We start from the raw sequence: 19,964 nt of genomic DNA on the forward strand, positions 1-19,964 counted from the left end.
GGGCCGGGCCACGGGCCGTTGTCAGTGGGAGACGCCACAATGGGCGGGTGAGTACGACCAGCATTCCCGCGCCCGACCACTCGCCCCGACTCCGTGCGGCCCTGCTCGCCGCCGACTTCACCGCCGACGGCCTCCTGGAACTGCTCGGCGCCCCCGCCTATGCCGCGCTGGCCCGCAGCGAGACCGTGCCCGCGCTCCGCGCCACCCGGGGCGACACCCCGCTCGCCACGCTCGTCCGGCTCTTCCTGCTCCAGCGGCCGGTTCCCCGGGAGCGCGCGGAAGCCGCCCTTCCGCTGGATGTCGCGCTGGCGGACGGCTGGGTCGTGGCGGACGGCACGGGTGACAGCGGGGCGGTCCGCGCCACGGTGGACGTACGGCCGTACGGCGGACCCGAGGGGCAGGACTGGTTCATCGTCTCCGACCTGGGGTGCTCCGTCGGCGGCGCCGCCGGGGCGAGCGGACACGAGGAGGGCGTGGTGCTCGGCGTCGGCGGCGCCTCCACCACACTGGCCGGGCTCACCGTCCGTACCCCCGTGGGCAGCGCCCTCGACGTGGGCACGGGCTCCGGCATCCAGGCGCTGCACGCCGCACAGCACGCCACGCGCGTCACCGCCACCGACCTCAACCCCCGCGCCCTCGGCTTCACCCGGCTGACCCTGGCCCTCTCCGGCGCGCCCGCCGCCGACCTCCGCGAGGGCTCGCTCTTCGCGCCGGTCGGGGAGGAGACGTACGACCTGATCGTCTCCAACCCCCCGTTCGTGATCTCCCCGGGCGCCCGGCTGACCTACCGGGACGGCGGGATGGGCGGGGACGATCTCTGCCGCACGCTCGTTCAGCAGACGGGCGACCATCTGAACGCGGGAGGGTACGCGCACTTCCTCGCCAACTGGCAGCACGTGGAGGGGGAGGAGTGGCAGGACCGGCTGCGGTCCTGGGTGCCGCGCGGCTGCGACGCCTGGATCGTGCAGCGCGAGGTCCAGGACGTGACGCAGTACGCCGAGCTGTGGCTGCGCGACAGCGGCGACCACCGGAGCGATCCGGCGGCGTACGCGGCGCGGTACGACGCCTGGCTCGACGAGTTCGAGGCCCGGGGGACGAAGGCCGTCGGCTTCGGCTGGATCTCGCTCAGGAAGTCGGGCGCGGCCGAGCCGTCGATCGTGATCGAGGAGTGGCCCCACTCGGTGGAGCAGCCGCTCGGCGAGAGCGTACGGGCGCACTTCGAGCGGCAGGACTATCTGCGGGCGCGGGACGACGCCGCGCTCCTCGCCGACCACTTCGTCCTCGCCTCGGAGGTGGTCCAGGAGCAGGTCGGGCTGCCGGGGGCGGAGGACCCGGAGCATGTGGTGCTGCGGCAGAACCGGGGGATGCGCCGGGCCACCAAGGTCGACACGGTCGGCGCCGGGTTCGCCGGGGTCTGCGACGGGTCGCTGAGCGCCGGGCGGATCCTGGACGCCATCGCCCGGCTGATGGGGGAGGACCCGGTGCTGCTCCGCGACCGGACGCCGCGGTCGATCCGGCTGCTGGTGGAGGAGGGGTTCCTGGAACCGGCCACGGGGGTGGGGGCGGGCTCCGGCACGGGGACGGCCGGTGGGACGGAACCGGGGGCGGCGGGATGAGATGAACCGGACCCCGGCCCTCCCTTTACCGGCCCTCCTTTCACCGGCCCCACCTGCGCGGATCTCCCGTGCGTGGAAGCTTCGTGCGTGGATCCCCGTTGCGTGGACCCTGCCCGCGCGGACCCTGCACGTACGGACCCCGCACGTATGGACTTCGTACGTACGGACCTCGCGGTCACGGGCCCTGCGGTTATGGGCCCCGCGCGCCCCCGCCCTGCGTGCTCCGGCCCTGCGTGCTCCGGCCCTGCGCGCCCCGGCCCTGCGTGCTCCGGCTCCGCGCGCCCCGGCTCCGCCCGTACGGGGCCTGCGTGCGCTGGTGTGTCCGGTTTCGGTTCCTCCGGTACGGGGTCATCCGGTACGGGGGCATCGCGCCCCGGCGGGCCCGGCGCCGGATCCCGTGCCGCTCGTACGTGCCGAGCTTGCCCCGGTCCGTACGTCGCCCGTGTCCCGTTCCGGGGTCGGCGACGCGCCGCGTTCACCCGGAGTTCGGGCCTGGTATGTCCCGGGGTGCCAGCATCTGGGTCCGGTGGCTCCCGGCGCCGTGGGACCGGCGCCACGAAGGAACGGGGAACGGGCATGGAGAGCGGGCCTGCGGTCTTCGCGGGGGTGGTGTTCGGGCTGTTCGGCGCCGGGCTGCTGGTGTGGACGGGCGGTCGCGCCCTGCACCGGGCCCCGGTGGCGCACGGGGTCAGGCCCGGAGCCGCCCTCGCTCTCGCGACACTCTCGGGCGTGGTCTTTCTCGCTCTCGGCGTGTGGTGCTTCGGGCGTATCTGATCCAAGCGCCCCACCTGCGCCCCCGGAGCGCGGAAGCCTTCCGGCCATGATCACATCGGGCCGCCGGAGCCGGCGGCCGGGACCCGCCGCGACAGGGGACGCGGGGGGCCACGGAAGCGGTCCGGACCTGCGCCGTCACCCTCCGGAGAGCCGTTCCGCACGCCCCACGCGAACCCCCTGTCCAACGCTCCCCGGCCGCCCCGGCGCGCCCGCCGCCGGGGGCGTCCGACGCGGCGGGGCCGGGGGTCCGGGCGGCAGGAACGGCTGGAGTCGGGTTACCGTTCGAGTGGCCGTTGCGGTCTTTAGCCGTTTGACACGGGGGCGGGTTGTACCGTCACACTCCGCAGCGAAGCAGCGTCACGCTGGGCCGTCACGCGCCCCGCCGTGCCGTTCTGCCGTACTGCCGTACGGGCCCACCCAGCGTCGACCGGAGAGAAGAGCGAAGTTGTCCCCGACCAGCGAGACCGCACACGGCGGCCGCCGACTCGTCATCGTCGAGTCGCCTGCCAAGGCGAAGACGATCAAGGGCTACCTCGGCCCTGGCTATGTCGTCGAGGCGAGCGTCGGGCACATCCGCGACCTCCCGAACGGCGCCGCCGAGGTGCCCGAGAAGTACACCGGCGAGGTGCGCCGCCTCGGGGTGGACGTCGAGCATGACTTCCAGCCCATCTATGTCGTCAACGCCGACAAGAAGGCCCAGGTCAGAAAGCTCAAGGAGCTGCTCGCCGAATCCGACGAGCTCTACCTCGCCACCGATGAGGACCGCGAGGGCGAGGCCATCGCGTGGCACCTCCAGGAGGTCCTGAAGCCCAAGGTCCCCGTCCACCGGATGGTCTTCCACGAGATCACCAAGGACGCGATCCGGGCCGCCGTCGCCAACCCGCGCGAGCTGAACGCGCGCATGGTCGACGCCCAGGAGACCCGCCGCATCCTCGACCGGCTCTACGGGTACGAGGTCTCGCCGGTCCTGTGGAAGAAGGTCATGCGCGGCCTCTCCGCCGGCCGCGTCCAGTCCGTCGCCACCCGGCTGGTCGTGGAGCGCGAGCGCGAGCGCATCGCCTTCAGCTCCGCCGAGTACTGGGACCTGACCGGTACGTTCGCCACCGGCCGTCCGGGGGACCCCTCCGACCCGTCCTCGCTGGTCGCGCGGTTGAACGCGGTCGACGGCCGGCGCGTCGCCCAGGGCCGTGACTTCGGCCCGGACGGCCGGCTCAAGTCCGACCAGGTGCTGCATCTGGACGAGGCGAACGCCCGGGCGCTCGCCGCCGCGCTGGCCGAATCCTCCTTCGCGGTCCGCTCCGTCGAGTCCAAGCCGTACCGCCGCTCCCCGTACGCGCCCTTCCGCACCACCACGCTCCAGCAGGAGGCCTCGCGCAAGCTCGGCTTCGGGGCGAAGTCCACGATGCAGGTCGCGCAGAAGCTGTACGAGAACGGCTTCATCACCTATATGCGTACGGACTCCACGACCCTCTCGGACACCGCGGTCGCGGCCGCCCGCGCCCAGGTCACGCAGTTGTACGGGGCCGGTTATCTGCCGGACAAGCCGCGCACGTACGCCGGGAAGGTCAAGAACGCCCAGGAGGCGCACGAGGCGATCCGCCCCTCCGGCGACCGCTTCCGCACCCCGGCCGAGACCGGGCTGAGCGGCGACCAGTTCCGGCTGTACGAGCTGATCTGGAAGCGGACCGTCGCCTCCCAGATGAAGGACGCGGTCGGCAACAGCGTCACCGTCAGGATCGGCGGCACATCGAGCGACGGCCGGGACGCGGAGTTCTCGGCCTCCGGCAAGACGATCACCTTCCACGGCTTCATGAAGGCGTACGTCGAGGGCGCCGACGACCCCAACGCCGAGCTGGACGACCGCGAGCGCCGGCTGCCGCAGGTCGCCGAGGGCGACGCGCTCTCCGCCGAGGAGATCTCGGTCGACGGCCACGCCACCAAGCCGCCCGCCCGCTACACCGAGGCCTCGCTCGTCAAGGAGCTGGAGGAGCGCGAGATCGGCCGCCCGTCGACGTACGCCTCCATCATCGGCACCATTCTCGACCGGGGTTATGTCTTCAAGAAGGGCACGGCGCTGGTGCCCTCCTTCTTGTCCTTCGCTGTCGTCAACCTGCTGGAGACGCACTTCGGCCGTCTTGTCGACTACGACTTCACGGCCAAGATGGAGGACGACCTCGACCGCATCGCCCAGGGCGAGGCACAGGCCGTGCCGTGGCTCCGGCGCTTCTACTTCGGCGAGGGCGACGGCGACGGGCAGGCGGGCGTCGCTTCGAGCGCGGGCAACGGCGACGGGGACCACCTCGGCGGCCTCAAGGAACTGGTCACCGACCTCGGCGCGATCGACGCCAGGGAGATCTCCTCGTTCCCGGTCGGCGACGGCATCATGCTGCGCGTGGGGCGGTACGGGCCGTATGTGGAGCGCGGCGAGAAGGACGCCGAGGGGCACCAGCGCGCCGACGTGCCCGCGGACATGGCGCCGGACGAGCTGACGGTCGCGTACGCGGAGGAGCTGCTGGCCAAGCCGAGCGGCGACTTCGAGCTGGGCACCGACCCGGTCAGCGGCAATCAGATCGTGGCCAAGGACGGCCGTTACGGACCGTATGTCACCGAGATCCTGCCGGACGGCACCCCGAAGACCGGGAAGAACGCGGTGAAGCCGCGGACCGCCTCGCTCTTCAAGTCCATGGCACTCGACACGGTCACCATCGAGGACGCGCTCAAGCTGATGTCCCTGCCGAGGGTGGTCGGGGCGGATGCCGAGGGCGTCGAGATCACCGCGCAGAACGGCCGGTACGGCCCGTATCTGAAGAAGGGCACGGACTCGCGCTCGCTGACGAGCGAGGAGCAGCTCTTCGACATCACCCTCGAAGAGGCGCTGGCGATCTACGCCCAGCCCAAGCAGCGGGGCCGGGCCGCCGCCAAGCCGCCGCTGAAGGAGCTGGGGACGGACCCGGTGAGCGAGAAGCCGGTGGTGGTGAAGGACGGGCGGTTCGGTCCCTACGTCACGGACGGCGAGACCAACGCGACGCTGCGGACCGGCGACAGCGTCGAGACGATCACGCCGGAGCGCGGATACGAGCTGCTGGCGGAGAAGCGGGCGAAGGGGCCGGCCAAGAAGACCGCCAAGAAGGCGGTGAAGAAGGCCCCCGCGAAGAAGACGGCGGCGGCGAAGAAGGCGCCTGCCAAGAAGACGGCCACGGCGAAGAAGACCGCCGCGAAGAAGACGACGGCCAAGACGGCGGCGAAGAAGACGGCGACGGCGGCGACGGCGGCCAAGACGGCCGTGAAGAAGACGGCTGCCAAGAAGACGTCGGCTTCGGCTTCCGCGTCGGCCTCGGCCTCGGCTTCCGGGGCGGGTGCGGGCGGGGCGGACGCGTAGCGTACGGACGTCTCGGCGACTCGGCCGGCGTCTCGGCGTACCGGCGTCTCGATGTGCCGGTGTCCCGGTGTGCGAGTGTGCGGGTGTGCGGGTGTTCGGCACGGCGTGGGTTCGGCACGGCGCGGGCCGGCGTGGGTACGGAGGGCGCGTACGGCGCGTACGGCGCGTACCGGACGTAGCCGCGTAAGCGCGTACGGCGAGGGGTGCGCGGCATGGGGGCGTACGGCACGGGTGTACGGCACGGTGGGACGTACGCGGGGGACGGGCCGGGAGCGGCGGCCGGGGCGGTCACGTGGTCGTTTGTCCGGACGGGGCGACAGGCTTGTCAGTGGCTCCGGATAGGCTGGGCGGATGACGCGAGCCGAGCAGCCAACGGTCGTGAGCCCCACCTCCGACTCCGACGCACTTGCCGCAGACTCACGAGAGCGCGCCGTCCGATCTCTGTTGCGCCTTCCGCCTCTGCGGCGGCTTTGGGGTGCCCAGTTCATCGGCGGGGTCGGCGATGTACTCGCCCTGCTCGTGCTTCTGCTGCTGTCGTTGCAAGCGGCGATCGCCGAGGGCTCGTTCGGTACGGGATACCGGGGCGCGGCGTTCGCCGTCGCCGCCGTGTTCGGCGCCCGGATCCTGGCCACCCTGCTCTTCGGAGCGGTGCTGCTGGGTCCGCTGACGGCGCTGGTGGCACCCCGTACAGGAGCGCCCAAGGCCGCCGAGTCCGCGAAGTCCGTCGAGTCCGGTGAGCCCGGCGATCCGGATGCCCGTGGTGGGGCCTCGAAGGCTGTCCTGAAGGCGGCCAAGCCGCAGCGGGACGGCGGGCCTCTGGACCGCCGCTGGACGATGATCGTCGCGGATGGACTCCGCCTCGTTCTGCTGATCGTCGCCCCGCTCTGGATCGGCTGGACGCCCGACCGGGCCCTGCCGATCCTGCTCAGCACGGTCTTCGTGATGGGCGTGGCCGAGCGCTTCTGGACCGTGGCCAAGGAGAGCGCCGCTCCGGCGCTGCTGCCGCCTCCGCCGCTGGAGGGCGCCGCCGTACGTCCGCTCCCCGACCACCTCGACGCGCTGCGCAGGCTCTCGCTCCGTACGACGTTCCTCTCCGTGCCGGCCGCCGCCGGGGTCCTGCTCGTCGCCACGCTGATCGGCAATCTGCTGGGCACGGGCATCGAGTGGTTCTCGCTGCATCAGGCGGCGCTGGGCGCGTATGTCGCTGCCGGGCTGTTCTCCGCGTCCGTCTCCACGCTGTACTTCCTGGAGCTGCCGGACGGGGCGACTCCGCGTCCGCGCTCGCCGCTGGAGGGGCTGCGCCGCCCGGGGGCGTCGGGATCGGGTGGTTCCGATTCCGGGGCGGATTCCGGGTCCGGGTCCGGTTCCGACGGCAAGGGGCGTACGGGGGCGGTGCCGCTGCTCGTTCTGGCGTGCGGCGCGCTCGCCGGGGCGGTCGCCTCGGCCGTGGCCGTCTCCGTCCTCCAGGCCAAGGACCTCGGCGGCGGCCCGGTCGCCTTCGCCCTGCTGGTCCTGACGCTGACCGGCGGTACGGCGCTGGGCATCCGGGGCGGCGCGAAGGTGCTGCCCGCGCTCTCCCGGCGCCGGCTCTTCGCGCTGGGCATCGCCCTCACCGGTGTCGAGCTGCTGGCCATGGGCCTCGTACCGGACACGGCGACGGTGCTCTTCCTCGCGCTGTTCACCGGCTTCACGGCGGGGGTCGTGGCGTATACCGGCCACGCCCTTCTCGACGGGGAGATCGAGGAGTACCGTAGACAGCGAGTCACGGAACATTTGCAGAGTGTAGTCAGGGTCTTTGTCGCGCTCGGCGTGGTCGTCGCCCCCCTCGTCGCCGCCGCCATCGGCCCCCACCGTCTCGCCAGCGGCACCTTCGTCTTCGCCCATGACGGCGCCGCGTTCACGTTGATGCTGGTCGGTGCGTTGCTGCTGCCCGTGGCGGCGATCGTGCTGGCCAAGACGGACGACCGCTCCGGGGTGCCGCTCCGGCGCGACCTGCGCGACGCGCTGCGCGGCGGGGCCGACCCCGTCCAGGCCCCGGCCGGGACCGGCTTCTTCCTCGCCGTGGAGGGCGGGGACGGCGCGGGGAAGTCCACGCAGGTCGAGGCGTTGGCCGAGTGGATCAGGGCCAAGGGCCACGAGGTGGTGGTCACGCGCGAGCCGGGCGCCACCCCGGTCGGCAAGCGCCTGCGGTCGATCCTGCTCGACGTGTCCAGCGCCGGGCTCTCCCACCGCGCCGAGGCGCTGCTGTACGCGGCGGACCGCGCCGAGCATGTCGACTCCGTCGTGCGCCCCGCCTTGGCGCGCGGTGCGATCGTCATCTCCGACCGGTACATCGACTCGTCCGTGGCGTACCAGGGGGCGGGCCGCGACCTCTCCCCGACCGAGATCGCCCGGATCTCGCGCTGGGCGACGGACGGCCTCGTACCGCATCTGACGGTGCTGCTCGACGTCTCCCCGGAGGCGGCGCGCGAGCGCTTCACGGAGGCGCCGGACCGGCTGGAGTCCGAGCCCGCCGAGTTCCACCAGCGGGTACGGTCCGGCTTCCTCACCCTGGCCGCCGCCGACCCGACGCGTTACCTGGTGGTGGACGCGGGCCAGCAGCCGGAGGCGGTCACGAGGGTGGTGCGCCACCGGCTCGACCAGTTGCTGCCGCTCTCCGAGGCCGAGATCCAGGCCCGGGAGGAGGCGCGGAAGGCCGCCATCGAGGAGGCCCGCCGCAAGGCTGAGGAAGAGGCCGCGCGCAAGGCGGAGGAGGAGCGGCTGGAGCGCGAGCGCCAGGCGCAGCTCGCCAAGCTCCGGGCCGAAGAGGAGGCGCGCAAGCGCCGCGAAGAGGAAGAGGCACGCCGCCAGGAGGAGGAGCGGCGGGCCCAGGAGGCCAGGGAGCGCGCCGAGGAGGAGCGCAGGCTCGCCGAGGAGGCGCGCAAGCGGCGCGAGGCCGAGGAGCGGGCGCACGAGGCGGAGCAGGCGCGGCTGCGCCGGCAGGCCCAGGAGGAGGCCAGGCTCCGCGCCGAGGCGGAGGAGCGCCGGCTGGAGAAGCAGCGCAAGGCCGAGGAGGCGCTGCTCAGGGCCGAGGAGGCGCGCCGGCGGGAGGAGGCCGCTGCCGCCGCGGAGTCCTCGGCGGCGGCCGACGCCGGGTTGTCGCCGAACGAGACCACGGTGCCCACGCCGGTGGTCAGGCTGGACCTCGGGAAGCCGGGGAGCGGCGCGAACGACTCGGGCGGCGCGGCCGAGGACGAGACGCAGCAGGTGCCGGCGGTACGGCCGGAGACGCGGCGTCCGGGCGCGGACCGTCGCCCCGGATCGGGTTCCGGCCGGCCGGGCCCGGCCGACGAGACGGCCGTACTTCCGGCGGTGGGCGACGCGCGCGCGGCCGACGAGACGGCTGTGCTTCCTCCGGTGGGCGGCGCGCGTCCGGCCGACGAGACCGCCGTACTGCCGCCGGTGCGCGACGGTGACGCGGCCGACCGGGTGCCGCGCGGGTTCTTCCGCGAGGACGCCCCGGCGCGCCAGCCCGCGGAGCGGGAGAACGAGCGGACGCGGGAGCTGCCGGTGGTCGACCCGGACGCCGCGCCGCGCTCCGGCCGGCAGGCCCCGGAGCCGCCCGCTCCGAAGCGCCCGCGCCGCCGCTCGGACTGGGCGGAGGAGACCCCGCTGGACGACCTGCCGTCGCTGGCGGACGAGTTGCTCGGGCCGAGGGACGACGAGGAGAACGGCGGCGGCGGGCGCGGCCGTTGACCCGGTGACCGGGGGAGGCGGCCCGGTGGGTGACGGGTGACATGCCTCCCCGCCCGGGGATGACCAGGTGTGTGGCATGCCCCCGGGGTGAGCGGGTGCGTGACATGCCCCCCGGGGGCGACCGGGTGCGGGACGGGGCGTGACCAGATGTGGGGCCGGGTTGTCAGACCCTGGCCCCACAATGGGATCCGAACGGGAACGGACCGGGGCGGATGCGGTGCGGGCCTGGTTCGCTGTGGCCCGGGTGCTGTTCGGGCGTGGCACCCGGGGTGGCTCGGGTGCTGCTTGGCCGTGGCCCGGGACGGTGCCGGGCCAGGGGCCCGGCGCGCTCCAGTGCGGGGCGGGGCAGGGCAGGCGCGACGAGCCCTCGCCGGGCCCGGGGCGGCTACGCCCCGGCAGGGCGCGCGGGGCCATGGCGCGGGCAGGGCGCGCGGGGCCACGGCGGGGACAGGGCGCGCGGGGCCACGACGGGGTACGGGTGGGGCATGGCGATGGGTTCGGGACGAGCGGGACGAGCGGAACGAGGAGGCGGTGACCGCGTATGACCGTATGGGACGAGCTGGTCGGGCAGGACCGGGTGCGGGAGACGCTGGCCGCCGCTGCCCGGGACGCGGACGCGCAGGTCACGGCCGAGGCGACGGGCGGCACCCCGCCCGAGGCGTCCAGGATGACCCACGCCTGGCTCTTCACGGGCCCGCCGGGGTCCGGCAGATCCACGGCGGCCCGGGCCTTCGCCGCCGCCCTTCAGTGCACCAGTCCGGACCGGGCGCTCGGCGGGGAGCCGGGGTGCGGGTTCTGCGACGGCTGCCATACGAGCCTGGTCGGTACGCACGGCGATGTCGACGTCATCCGTACGGACCTGCTCTCCATCGGCGTCAAGGAGACCCGTGAGCTGGTCCGCCGCGCCCAGCTCGCGCCGGCGGGCGGCCGGTGGCAGGTCAATGTGCTGGAGGACGCCGACCGGCTCACCGAGGGCGCGGGCAATGTGCTGCTCAAGGGGGTGGAGGAGCCGGCGCCCCGGACGGTCTGGCTGCTCTGCGCGCCCTCCCTGGAGGACGTGCTGCCCACCATCCGCTCCCGCTGCCGCCACCTCGTGCTGCGGACACCGCCCGTGGCCGCCGTCGCGGATGTCCTGATCCGGCGCGACGGGATCGAACCGGAGGCAGCCCAGGCAGCGGCGCGGGCCACCCAGGGCCATATCGGGCGGGCCCGCCGGCTGGCCACCGACCCACGCGCCCGGGCCCGTCGTGCCACCGTCCTCAAGATGCCCCTGCGCGTGGACGACATCGGGGGCTGCCTCAAGGCGGCACAGGAGCTGATCGACGCGGCCACCGAGGACGCCAAGCAGGTCGCCGAGGAGGTCGACGCCAAGGAGACGGAGGAGATGAAGGCCGCGCTCGGCGCCGCGGCGGGCGGCCGGATGCCCCGGGGCACGGCAGGGGTCATGAAGGAGCTGGCCGACCGCCAGAAGCGCCGCTCCACCCGAACCCAGCGCGACAGCCTCGACCTGGCCCTCACCGACCTGACCGGGTTCTACCGCGATGTGCTCGCCCTCCAGATGAGATCGCGGGTCGCGCTCGCCAACGCCGACGTACAGGACGCGCTGGAGCGGGTGGCCGGCGCCTCCACCCCCGAGCGCACCCTGCGCCGTATCGAGGCGATCGTCGCCTGCCGCCAGGCGCTGGACCGCAATGTGGCACCCCTGCTCGCGGTGGAGGCGATGGCCGTGTCGCTCAGAGCGGGCTGAACAGCAGGTGCGTCGGGGAACGCGGATTCACCCATAAGAGCGCGCCCCGGGTTCTGGCGTGTCCCGGCGGTTAGCATCCGTGGATGGACACCAGGCGCCTGCTCCGTTTCTCCGCGACCGTACTGGCCGCTGCCGGTCTGCTGATCTCCGGCTGCACCTCCGGCGGCGCGCCGTCGGAGGCGTCGGGGACGGGCCCGGCCGCCGACGCGGCCTCGGGCCCGGTCTCCGCGGATCCGTCGGAGCTGAAGAAGTACTACGAGCAGAAACTCACCTGGCGCGCGTGCGGTGTCCCCGATTTCCAGTGCGCCACGATGAAGGCCCCGCTCGACTACGCGAAGCCGGACGGCACCGAGATCGACCTCGCCGTCGCCCGCAAGAAGGCCACGGGCCCGGGCAAGCGCCTCGGCTCCCTCATGGTCAACCCGGGCGGCCCCGGCGGTTCCGCCATCGGCTACCTCCAGGCGTACGCGGGGATCGGCTACCCGGCGCCGGTCCGCGCCCGGTACGACATGGTGGCCGTCGACCCGCGCGGGGTCGCCCGCAGCGAGCCCGTCGAGTGCCTCAGCGGCCCGGAGATGGACGCGTACACGCAGGTCGACCAGACCCCCGACGACCAGGCCGAGGTGACGGCGCTGACGGACTCCTTCAAGAAGTTCGCCCAGGGGTGCGAGAAGCGCTCCGGCACGATCCTGCCGCATGTCTCCACGGTCGAGGCCGCCCGCGACATGGACCTCTTCCGCGCGGTGCTGGGCGACCGGAAGCTCACGTACGTCGGCGCCTCGTACGGCACCTTCCTCGGCGCCACCTACGCCGAACTCTTCCCCCGGCGCACCGGCCGCCTCGTCCTCGACGGCGCGATGGACCCGTCCCTCCCGGCCCGCGAGCTCAACCGCGACCAGACGGCCGGCTTCGAGACGGCCTTCCGCTCCTTCGCCGAGGACTGCGTGAAGCGGTCGGACTGTCCGCTGGGAAGGAAGTCGGCGGCCGACGTCTCACACCGTATGAAGACGTTCTTCGCGCAGCTCGACGCCCGGCCCGTCCCCACCGGCGGCGATCGTGAGCTGGGCGAATCCCTCGCCACGACCGGCGTGATCGCCGCGATGTACGACGAGTCCGCCTGGCCCCAGCTCCGTCAGGCGCTGGGCGCCGCCATGAACGGGGACGGAGCGCCGCTGCTCGGCCTCGCCGACTCGTACTACGAACGCGAGAGCGATGGCACGTACGCCAATCTGATGTTCGCCAACTCCGCGGTGAACTGCCTGGACCTCCCGCCCTCCTTCACCGGCCCCGACGACGTCACCAAGGCGCTCCCGTCCTTCGAGAAGGCCTCCCCGGTCTTCGGCAAGGGCCTCGCCTGGGCGGCCCTGAACTGCACGTACTGGCCGGTCAAGGCCACCGGCACGGCCCACCGCATCGAGGCGAAGGGCGCGGCCCCGATCGTCGTGGTCGGCACCACCCGCGACCCGGCCACCCCCTACAAGTGGGCGCAGTCCCTGGCCAGCCAGCTCTCCTCCGGCACCCTCCTCACCTACAACGGCGACGGCCACACGGCATACGGCCGCGGCAGCGACTGCATCGACACGGCGATCAACACCTACCTCCTGGAGGGCACACCCCCGCCGAACGGCAAAAAGTGCTCCTGACCAGCGAAAACCCCCTCCACCCCCGGGTGTACGGAGCACCCCCCGAAACTGTGTAGACTTGGCGGAGCCGCAGACCCCACCATGGTCCGGACGGCGCGCCGCCTTAGCTCAGTTGGCCAGAGCAACGCACTCGTAATGCGTAGGTCTCGGGTTCGAATCCCGAAGGCGGCTTTGGTAAACCCCAGGTCAGACCATGTCTGACCTGGGGTTTTGTGCTAGCGGATGCGGCGTCGACGGCGGGCGCGGGCGGATCGGCTTGCGGTGGTCTCAGTCCTGGTCTCAGTTGGGGTTTCGGCCGGGGGGTCTGCCCGGGGCATGAAGGTGTCGCCCATGCGTTGCATGGCGTCCTTGGAGAGGTGGGATCGGCCCTTGACGTAGCGGCGGGTCTGGCTGATCTGGGTGTGCCGGAGGATCTCCATGATGGTCACGATGTCCACGCCCAGCTCGTTGAGGATCGTGCCGGCGGTGTGGCGACTGCCGTCGTAGAGGCGGCGGTCGTCGATGCCCGCTTCGGCAAGTAGTTCCTTGAACTCTTCCCAGTCGGCGCGGGGATCGAGGGGGCGTCCGTCCGGGCGGGTGAATACCGCGTCGTGCTCCTGCCACAGGTCGCCGGCGGCGGCCCGTAGCGCTTCCCGCTGTTCCTTGTGCTCGCTCAGGTAGGGGATGAAGGGCGGCGGGATCGGGACGGAGTTCCGGCTCTTCTTCGTCTTGGGCCGGGTGAAGACGAGTCCGCCGTTCTTCCGCTCCGGGCAGGTACTCGCGTGCTTCGTGCAGGTCTTCGTGCACGGCTTGGGGCAGCCGCGTTTGTACGTCTTGTGCGTGGCGCAGTCCGCCGGGCAGGGGGTGAACCGGTGGAGGCGTTCGCCGCAGGCGTGCGGGTCCGGGCAGCCGTGGCGCCAGGTGAGGCGTTGGAGCTGCCACTGGGGGTGGAACATCTCGGCTTCGAGGTCGACGTACTTCCAGCGCAGTCCCAGGGTTTCGCCCTGCCGGAAGCCCATGCCGACCCCGATGATCCAGCGCATGTAGGTGGGGCGCTTGACCGCGGCGGTGAGGAAGGCTTTGGCCTCTTCGATCGTGAACGGGTTCGCCTCGGTCTCATCCACCGTGGGCGGATCCACCAGCGTGGCGACGTTCTCCACGACCATGCGGCGGCGGTGGGCGATTTTCAGGGCGCGGGAGAGGATGCGGTGAGCCTTGAGCACGTGGGAGGGGGCGTGACCAGCGTCGAGCATGTCCCGGTACATACGTTCCAGGTGCTCGGGCTGGAGCTTGTCGAGGCGGTGGGCGCCGACGCCGGGAATGATGTCGTTGCGGGTCTTCGACCAGTAGTCGTCAAGGGACCGGGGCCGGAGCTTCAGGCTCGCGATGTCGGTGAGGTAGGTCTCCATCCACTGCGCCACCGTGGGCTTACGCCCGGCATTAGGGGCGCGCCCCTTGTCGCGGAGGGCTTCCAACTCCTTGACCTTGCGCTTGATCTCAGGTTCGGTGCGGGCTCGGCGGTGGCGGCGGTCGGGGCTGCCGTCGTTCTTGACGCCCATGGTGACGCGACCGTGCCACCAACCGTCGTTGCCGAAGTAGATGGTGGATTCCAGGTTCGGTTTGCGGGGGCTCACGTGCTCTCCAATGGGAGAAGCGGCCCCGGATCGTGTCCGGGGCCGCTTCGTGGTGCGGTGGTGAGGGTGGGTGTGGTTCAGCCGGTCATCGGTTCGAGGCTGGATGCGTACCGTTCGAGTTCCGTCCACCGGATGCGGCGGGCGCGCCCCTGCTTGACGTAGGGGAGGGTGCCGGTGGCCATCAGGTTGTAGACCGTGGACCTGCCGAGGGACAGGACCACGGCGGCTTCGGTCGGGGTATAGAGCAGTCGAGGCGTGGGTGTGAGCGTCTGAGCCATGGAGTGATCTCTCCTCGGGGCGGTGGCCCGGCGTGTCTGTCCGAGGTTCGGATTTCTGCGTCATTGCGTCATCAGCGTCATGCGGGGGCTGTGAGCTGGGGTTTTGCATGACGAAGGGGTTGGGGTGTGCGTCATGGGTTCGTCATGGGGTGCGTCATGGCATGACGCACATGACGCAGGGATGACGCAGGGGCCGCCGTCTGCGTCATGGTTGTCTCCGCAGGTCCGGGGGCGGTTGGCCGTCCGTATGACGCACATGACGCAGCGTTCCCTCTCTTAGGACAAGGGAGGGGTGTTGTAGGGGTGTGGGTGCTGCTCAGGACGTGGAGAAGGGGCCGCTGCGCGGCGCGTCCCTTGGGCGGCGCGAGCGCCGAACAGCAAGAGGAGCACCACTCGGCGCCGCGCTGGTGCTCCTCTTGCTTGTCCGGGCAGTGGTCCGGGCGGTTGGTCAGAACATCGGCGGTGGTGGTGCCGGGGCCGGTGCGGCGGTTCGGGTCATTTCGAGGTAACGGCCTTCGTAGGTGCGGCCGGTGTCGATGAGGACCCCGCGCGCGGCGAGGGTGGGTTGCAGACGCTTGAGGCGGTCTGAGAGGACCTTTCCCGTCGTCGGCCACCCTTTGGGCAGGGCCCGCAGTTCCTCGCCGCTGTGGAGGCGGCTGAGGCAGTGCAGCCACTCCGTGGACGTCATCCGCTGTGCTGCGCCCGGTTCGATCGTGTCGGCGTGGCGAAGGACGGTTTGCGCCAGCAGGTCGCCTTCGATGACGTCGTCGTTGAGGTCGTCCAGACTCGCCCGGTACGCGGCGAGCGCCCCGAGGCCGGTCGCGGTGTCGAGTTGTGCGCAGAGGTGGGCGAAGTCGGCCATGCGGAGGTCGGTCGGGGTGGGTGCTTCCACGGCCCGTACCTTGACCGTGAGGTCGAGGAGGGAGCCGAGGACGACGGGCAGGACTTCCGCGTACTCCGCCCACAGTTCCGTCTCGGTCCGCCGTACCCGGGGGCGTTCCAGGCGCAGGGGGAGGAGGCGTTCGGCGAGGTCGGGGCGGATGACGCCGACGTCGATGCCGGTCAGGAGGAGGGGGCGGCGGTAGCCGACGCGGAAGACGTCTCCGTCGGTGAACAGGGCGCGTTTGACGCTTTCGGCTCCGGTGACGATGCAGCACATGGCGTCGGACAGGTCCGGGGTCATGTGGGAGAGGTTGTCCAGCGCGGTCACCCACCCCGCCGCCACCGCCGCGATCAGGTTCTCCTCATCCTTCGGGGCGCGGCGCAGGTCCCCGCTCATGCCCTCGATGATCCGTACGAGCATCCGCCCGCCGGTCGACTTCCCCGCGCCCTGGGGCCCGGTGAGGAAGGGGGCGGGGACGGGGACGGACGGGCCGAGACAGCCGATGAGCCACGCGATGGCCAGACACTCCGTCTCCGCGCCGGCGAAGTTGCACAACCGGAGCAGCAGATCGATGCCCTTGCCGTCGGTGTCCTTGGCGGGCAGGGGGAGTTCCCCGGTGAGCTGGGTGCGCCGCCAGCACACCTCGCGCGGGTCGGGAACGCGGACGTCCCACCCGGTCGGGTGGATGCGCACGGAGCGCCCGTCGTCGCGTCCGAGGTCGAGCCAGGTCGCGCCGTCGAACCCGGGCGCGACCCGGATGTGCACGGGCTGGACGTCCTCGGACAGGGCGAGCGCTTCGATCAGGTCCAGCGCCTCCTTGAGCGCGGTGCCGTTGAACACGCCGATACCGTCCTTGAACAGGCCGACCATGAGTTCCTGGCGGTGGCTTCCGGTGGTGCCCTGGGAGCGGATCGGGCGTGCGACGGGGTGGCCGTTGCGCTGGGCGTAGACGGTGCCGTCGGCGGTGCGGAAGTACCGGAAGTGGCTGTGCGCGTAGTCGGCGATGACCTCGCGTGCGGGGTTCTTCTCGTCGTCGGCCATGGTCACAGTCCCAACCGGGTGCGGGCGTTGGCCCACGCGTCCGCGCAGTGCCGGGCCGACTCGCCCTTGGCCTGCGCGGCAGCGAAGAGCCGCATCGTGTGGTCCTCGGTCAGGCATCCGCACCGGCCATGCGTGGACAGCACGGCGAGGAACGCCCTGAACACCGTGGCGTGCACGGCCTCGGTGGCGGCGGTGATCCGCCGCACCGCCATGGCGACGCCGCGTTCGAGGTAGACAGGCGTGCGGTGCGGACACCGGCCGCCCCCGCCCGGCACAGCGGCGCGCACGGGCCGGACCGGGGCGGGCGCCTTCACGATCAGCGCGCGCACCACCTCCGGCAGGACCGTCATGGTGCCGGTGCCGGGGCCGAGCCACCGGGCGTAGGACATGGACGACTTCACATCCACACCGGGCCGGACGTTGTTGGCGGAGGGCATGGCGCCCCGGTAGAGCCAGTGCTGGCCCCGCGTCGTCGCCACGGTGCGGGTGGCGGGCAGGGTGGCACGGGCCCATGCGACGGCGTCCGCGTTGTCGAGGTCAACCACGGTCACCCCGGCCCCGCCGGGGTGGTAGGCGAGCGCCGCCGCCTGACGCCAGGTGGGCGCCCACGCGGGGGAGGTGAGTACGGCGGGGTCGGTGGTGGCGGCGGCCCACGCGTGGCACGGCGCGGGGCACCGGCAGGGGCCCGCTTCGCGCATGTTCGGCCGGCCACCACAGGCCACGGCCGCGCACGTCGGGCAGTTCCCGAACGGGAGCTTCCCCGCTCGCAGCGGCAGCACGGGCACACCCGCACCGACCAGGTCCAGAGCTGTGTTCAGGAGTGGCGTGTTCATGCGGCGGCGCTCCCTTTGCTGGTGGTGCGCTGTCGGTGGGCGCGCAGTCGGCATGCTGGTGAGCAGTAGCGGGCGGGACGACCGCGTGCGGCTTGGTGGATCGGCTTGCCGCATGCCGGTGCGGGGCAGCGCTTTTCGTTTCGGATTTCGTTTCGCAGAGTGGCCAGCGAGGGCAGGTGTGGGGCATCGGTGCGGGACTGTTCCCACAGGCGGCGGGCGATGCCGTCCGTGCCACGATCAGCCCGTGGCCGTGAGGGGGTGTCCCAGCCCTTGCGTGGGCGCAGTTCGGCGACCAGCCGCCAGCCAGCTGCGCGCAGGCTTACGCCTGACTCACCGTCCTGGGTGTAGGTGATGGCCCGCAGGTAGCCCGCTGCTTTCGCGGTGCGCCACGCGGCCCCGTACAGCGCGGAACAAGCGTTCGGGGTGCCGTCGGTGGCTACGCGGGTGGCCTCGACGCACCATCCGTTATCGAAGGGCGCGGCTACCGGCCGGCCGACGATCGCGACGCCGTGAAGGTGCCCGGCGTCGTCCAGCACACCGAGGGAAAACTTGTGGCCGCGCGGCGGCCGGTGGTGGCGGTGCAGCTGCTCGACCATTGCACACGCATCGGCGAACGACAGCGGGACCACGGACAACCGCCTCTGCCCCGGTTGCACGCTCACGCGGCCACCTCCAGCCGGGCCGCCAGGAACGCGGCGCCGATCCACTGGGTGTAGGCGGGGGGCAGGGCTTCGCGGAGGTTGAAGTGATCGGTCGACCAGTCGATGCCCTTGGCCTGCCGGATCTCTTCGACGCTCGCCTTTCCGCCGCCTTTGCCGTAGGCGGCGACGTACGGGCCGTCGAAGTACTGGCCGTGGCGCCAGCCACGGACCCTTCCCCGGTGCCGGGGGTGGGCCGGCTGCGCGGTGGTCCAGCCGCTCAGTTCGAAGTAGCGGTGCATGAGCACGGCGAGCCCGAACGACTCACCGCACAGCCGCAGATCCTTACGGACCTCGGAGCCGGGCACGTTCTCGATGACGTAGGGGCGCCCGATCGCGTCGAGCGCGGTCCGGGTCGGGACGATCAGGCGGGGGTGGGTACGGCCGGTGGCCGTGAGGCGGGCGGCGTTGGTGCCCTTGGTCGGGGCGCTCTCTCCCTGGCACGGCGGGGACGCGTGGATGAAGTCGAACTCCGCGCCGTGGGCCCGGATGAACTCGATCGCGTCGCCCTGGTGGAAGACGTCACCGCAGTAGTCCGGCTGCGGGCGCACGTCCACGCCCGTGACGTGGAAACCGGCTTCCTGGTAGCCGCGTGCTGCGCCGCCGATGCAGCAGAACGCGTCAAGGAGACGCGGCTGGCCGTCGGGCACTCGCCGGATGAGGGTCGGTTGGGTCATGCTGGACCTCCAGTTCCGCTGTTGAGTTGTGCTGGACGAGGGTGGCCCCGGACTTTGGCGAGACGGGGGCCGCCCTTGTCCGTGTTCTGGTCAGGCGGGATTCGGGCGGTGTTCGGCCCCAAGGTCGATGAGCCAGGCAGGCCAGTGCTCCGGGTGGCCTCGGTAGAACCACGTAGTGCCCGTCGGCGGGTTGCCGAAGCTGTACGGCCCCGGGTCGACGAGGCGAGTGGGCCCGTAGACCTCAGCGCGGGCGGGACAGATGCCGTTGACGGGGCCGAGCGCGTCGAGGCGGTAGCGGAAGGTGATGATCTCGGGTGTGATGATCACCCTCTCCCGGTAGACGATGTCGGGCCGGTCTTGAACGTGGAGCTTCACGGTCACGATGTCGATCATGCAGGTCTCCTCTACAGAGCAGGGATGGCGTTGATGACGGCTCGGGTGAGCTGGTTGACGGGGGTGGCGGCGCCGGTGGAGGCGAGGAAGAACCCGAACATGACGGCGATGAACGCGGCGCCGTAGCTGAGGGAGTTGGAGCGGAGCAGGAAGAAGAGGACCAGTCCGAAGAGCAGGACCAGCGAGACGGTGACAGCCATCTGTGGCCTTCCGTGGGTGAGTTGGCGGGCGGGTAGAGTGCGTGGTGGTGCTCGCCTCTTGAGGCGGGTTTCGAGTGGGACCGGTGACCGCGCCTGCCTAGCTCCTGCACGGAGTGGGGTCCGCCTCATGGCGGGCGGTCGCCGGTCTTTTTGTGTCTGTCAGCGGGTGCCGTCGTGGTGGAGGCGGGTGGCGAGGTGGTAGAGGTGGCGGCCGGTGCGGATGCGTTTGCCGATGCCGTCGCAGCGGCGGCAGTGCTTGCCGCGTTTGGGGCGCCCCTTGCGGTCGGTGGTCATGGCGAAGCCGAAGCCGCGGCACTTCCGGCAGGTCCCGAACGGGCTCGCAGCGCACAGAGACGCGTAACAGAATGTGACTATCAGGATGAGGAAGCTAGCGGCGATGGCAGGGGTCATCAGGGCCCTCCCGGGGCTGTTTCAGGGGTTTCCGCAGGTGGGC

At 72.0% G+C, this 19,964-nt stretch carries 15 protein-coding genes and 1 tRNA gene; 7 read left to right on the plus strand and 9 right to left on the minus strand.

Annotated features, from left to right (window positions below; translation table 11 throughout):
• The first annotated feature begins 47 nt into the window (after window positions 1-47).
• From AB0O07_RS26680 to AB0O07_RS26710, 7 genes are all read left to right on the plus strand, one after another.
• Complete coding sequence (locus AB0O07_RS26680) at window positions 48-1,616, plus strand: class I SAM-dependent methyltransferase (protein ID WP_365637650.1); 1,569 nt, start codon at window positions 48-50, stop codon at window positions 1,614-1,616.
• A gap of 576 nt (window positions 1,617-2,192) precedes the next feature.
• A complete protein-coding gene (locus tag AB0O07_RS26685) occupies window positions 2,193-2,390 on the plus strand; it encodes a hypothetical protein (RefSeq protein WP_365637653.1) in 198 nt (65 codons plus the stop codon).
• A gap of 445 nt (window positions 2,391-2,835) precedes the next feature.
• The gene (gene topA, locus AB0O07_RS26690) at window positions 2,836-5,769 is read left to right on the plus strand and encodes a type I DNA topoisomerase (RefSeq protein WP_365637655.1); all 2,934 of its coding nucleotides are present in this window, start codon (window positions 2,836-2,838) and stop codon (window positions 5,767-5,769) included.
• Window positions 5,770-6,120: 351 nt separating this feature from the next.
• Window positions 6,121-9,504 carry a dTMP kinase gene (tmk, locus tag AB0O07_RS26695; protein ID WP_365637657.1) on the plus strand — a complete coding sequence of 1,128 codons (3,384 nt, stop codon included), beginning with the start codon at window positions 6,121-6,123 and terminating at the stop codon, window positions 9,502-9,504.
• 541 nt (window positions 9,505-10,045) lie between these two features.
• The gene (locus tag AB0O07_RS26700) at window positions 10,046-11,251 is read left to right on the plus strand and encodes a DNA polymerase III subunit delta' (RefSeq protein ID WP_365637659.1); all 1,206 of its coding nucleotides are present in this window, start codon (window positions 10,046-10,048) and stop codon (window positions 11,249-11,251) included.
• An 83-nt stretch (window positions 11,252-11,334) separates the two neighbouring features.
• The gene (locus AB0O07_RS26705) at window positions 11,335-12,894 is read left to right on the plus strand and encodes an alpha/beta hydrolase (RefSeq protein ID WP_365637662.1); all 1,560 of its coding nucleotides are present in this window, start codon (window positions 11,335-11,337) and stop codon (window positions 12,892-12,894) included.
• Window positions 12,895-12,991: 97 nt separating this feature from the next.
• Window positions 12,992-13,065 (plus strand) — tRNA-Thr (locus AB0O07_RS26710).
• A gap of 44 nt (window positions 13,066-13,109) precedes the next feature.
• On the opposite strand, the gene AB0O07_RS26715 is transcribed toward AB0O07_RS26710, so the two are convergent.
• From AB0O07_RS26715 to AB0O07_RS26755, 9 genes are all read right to left on the minus strand, one after another.
• A complete protein-coding gene (locus AB0O07_RS26715) occupies window positions 13,110-14,507 on the minus strand; it encodes a site-specific integrase (protein WP_365637664.1) in 1,398 nt (465 codons plus the stop codon).
• Window positions 14,508-14,584: 77 nt separating this feature from the next.
• The gene (locus tag AB0O07_RS26720; RefSeq protein ID WP_365637667.1) at window positions 14,585-14,785 is read right to left on the minus strand and encodes a helix-turn-helix domain-containing protein; all 201 of its coding nucleotides are present in this window, start codon (window positions 14,783-14,785) and stop codon (window positions 14,585-14,587) included.
• A 448-nt stretch (window positions 14,786-15,233) separates the two neighbouring features.
• The gene (locus AB0O07_RS26725; RefSeq protein WP_365637670.1) at window positions 15,234-16,709 is read right to left on the minus strand and encodes an ATP-binding protein; all 1,476 of its coding nucleotides are present in this window, start codon (window positions 16,707-16,709) and stop codon (window positions 15,234-15,236) included.
• A gap of 2 nt (window positions 16,710-16,711) precedes the next feature.
• Window positions 16,712-17,542: a DNA primase gene (locus AB0O07_RS26730; protein ID WP_365637672.1), complete on the minus strand. Its 831-nt coding sequence runs from the start codon at window positions 17,540-17,542 to the stop codon at window positions 16,712-16,714.
• A complete protein-coding gene (locus AB0O07_RS26735; RefSeq protein WP_365637674.1) occupies window positions 17,539-18,204 on the minus strand; it encodes an XF1762 family protein in 666 nt (221 codons plus the stop codon). Before AB0O07_RS26735 ends, AB0O07_RS26730 begins: the two co-directional genes overlap by 4 nt.
• Window positions 18,201-18,917, minus strand: coding sequence for a DNA methylase (locus AB0O07_RS26740; protein WP_365637676.1), 717 nt, complete (start codon window positions 18,915-18,917; stop codon window positions 18,201-18,203). Before AB0O07_RS26740 ends, AB0O07_RS26735 begins: the two co-directional genes overlap by 4 nt.
• A 90-nt stretch (window positions 18,918-19,007) precedes the next feature.
• The gene (locus AB0O07_RS26745; protein WP_365637678.1) at window positions 19,008-19,310 is read right to left on the minus strand and encodes a hypothetical protein; all 303 of its coding nucleotides are present in this window, start codon (window positions 19,308-19,310) and stop codon (window positions 19,008-19,010) included.
• Window positions 19,311-19,321: 11 nt separating this feature from the next.
• Window positions 19,322-19,510 carry a hypothetical protein gene (locus tag AB0O07_RS26750; RefSeq protein ID WP_365637680.1) on the minus strand — a complete coding sequence of 63 codons (189 nt, stop codon included), beginning with the start codon at window positions 19,508-19,510 and terminating at the stop codon, window positions 19,322-19,324.
• A gap of 159 nt (window positions 19,511-19,669) precedes the next feature.
• A complete protein-coding gene (locus AB0O07_RS26755) occupies window positions 19,670-19,921 on the minus strand; it encodes a hypothetical protein (protein WP_365637683.1) in 252 nt (83 codons plus the stop codon).
• Window positions 19,922-19,964: the final 43 nt, after the last annotated feature.

Origin of the sequence: Streptomyces sp. NPDC093085 (assembly GCF_040683935.1) — a bacterium.
Taxonomy (GTDB): Bacteria; Actinomycetota; Actinomycetes; order Streptomycetales; family Streptomycetaceae; genus Streptomyces.

Excerpts from the sequence above, each read along its gene's own strand:
- AB0O07_RS26685 (WP_365637653.1), top strand. The coding sequence starts at position 2,193 with ATGGAGAGCGGGCCTGCGGTCTTCGCGGGGGTGGTGTTCGGGCTGTTC.
- tmk (WP_365637657.1), top strand. The coding sequence starts at position 6,121 with ATGACGCGAGCCGAGCAGCCAACGGTCGTGAGCCCCACCTCCGACTCC.
- AB0O07_RS26700 (WP_365637659.1), top strand. The coding sequence starts at position 10,046 with ATGACCGTATGGGACGAGCTGGTCGGGCAGGACCGGGTGCGGGAGACG.
- AB0O07_RS26705 (WP_365637662.1), top strand. The coding sequence starts at position 11,335 with ATGGACACCAGGCGCCTGCTCCGTTTCTCCGCGACCGTACTGGCCGCT.
- AB0O07_RS26720 (WP_365637667.1), bottom strand. The coding sequence starts at position 14,785 with ATGGCTCAGACGCTCACACCCACGCCTCGACTGCTCTATACCCCGACC.
- AB0O07_RS26725 (WP_365637670.1), bottom strand. The coding sequence starts at position 16,709 with ATGGCCGACGACGAGAAGAACCCCGCACGCGAGGTCATCGCCGACTAC.
- AB0O07_RS26730 (WP_365637672.1), bottom strand. The coding sequence starts at position 17,542 with ATGAACACGCCACTCCTGAACACAGCTCTGGACCTGGTCGGTGCGGGT.
- AB0O07_RS26740 (WP_365637676.1), bottom strand. The coding sequence starts at position 18,917 with ATGACCCAACCGACCCTCATCCGGCGAGTGCCCGACGGCCAGCCGCGT.
- AB0O07_RS26745 (WP_365637678.1), bottom strand. The coding sequence starts at position 19,310 with ATGATCGACATCGTGACCGTGAAGCTCCACGTTCAAGACCGGCCCGAC.
- AB0O07_RS26750 (WP_365637680.1), bottom strand. The coding sequence starts at position 19,510 with ATGGCTGTCACCGTCTCGCTGGTCCTGCTCTTCGGACTGGTCCTCTTC.
- AB0O07_RS26755 (WP_365637683.1), bottom strand. The coding sequence starts at position 19,921 with ATGACCCCTGCCATCGCCGCTAGCTTCCTCATCCTGATAGTCACATTC.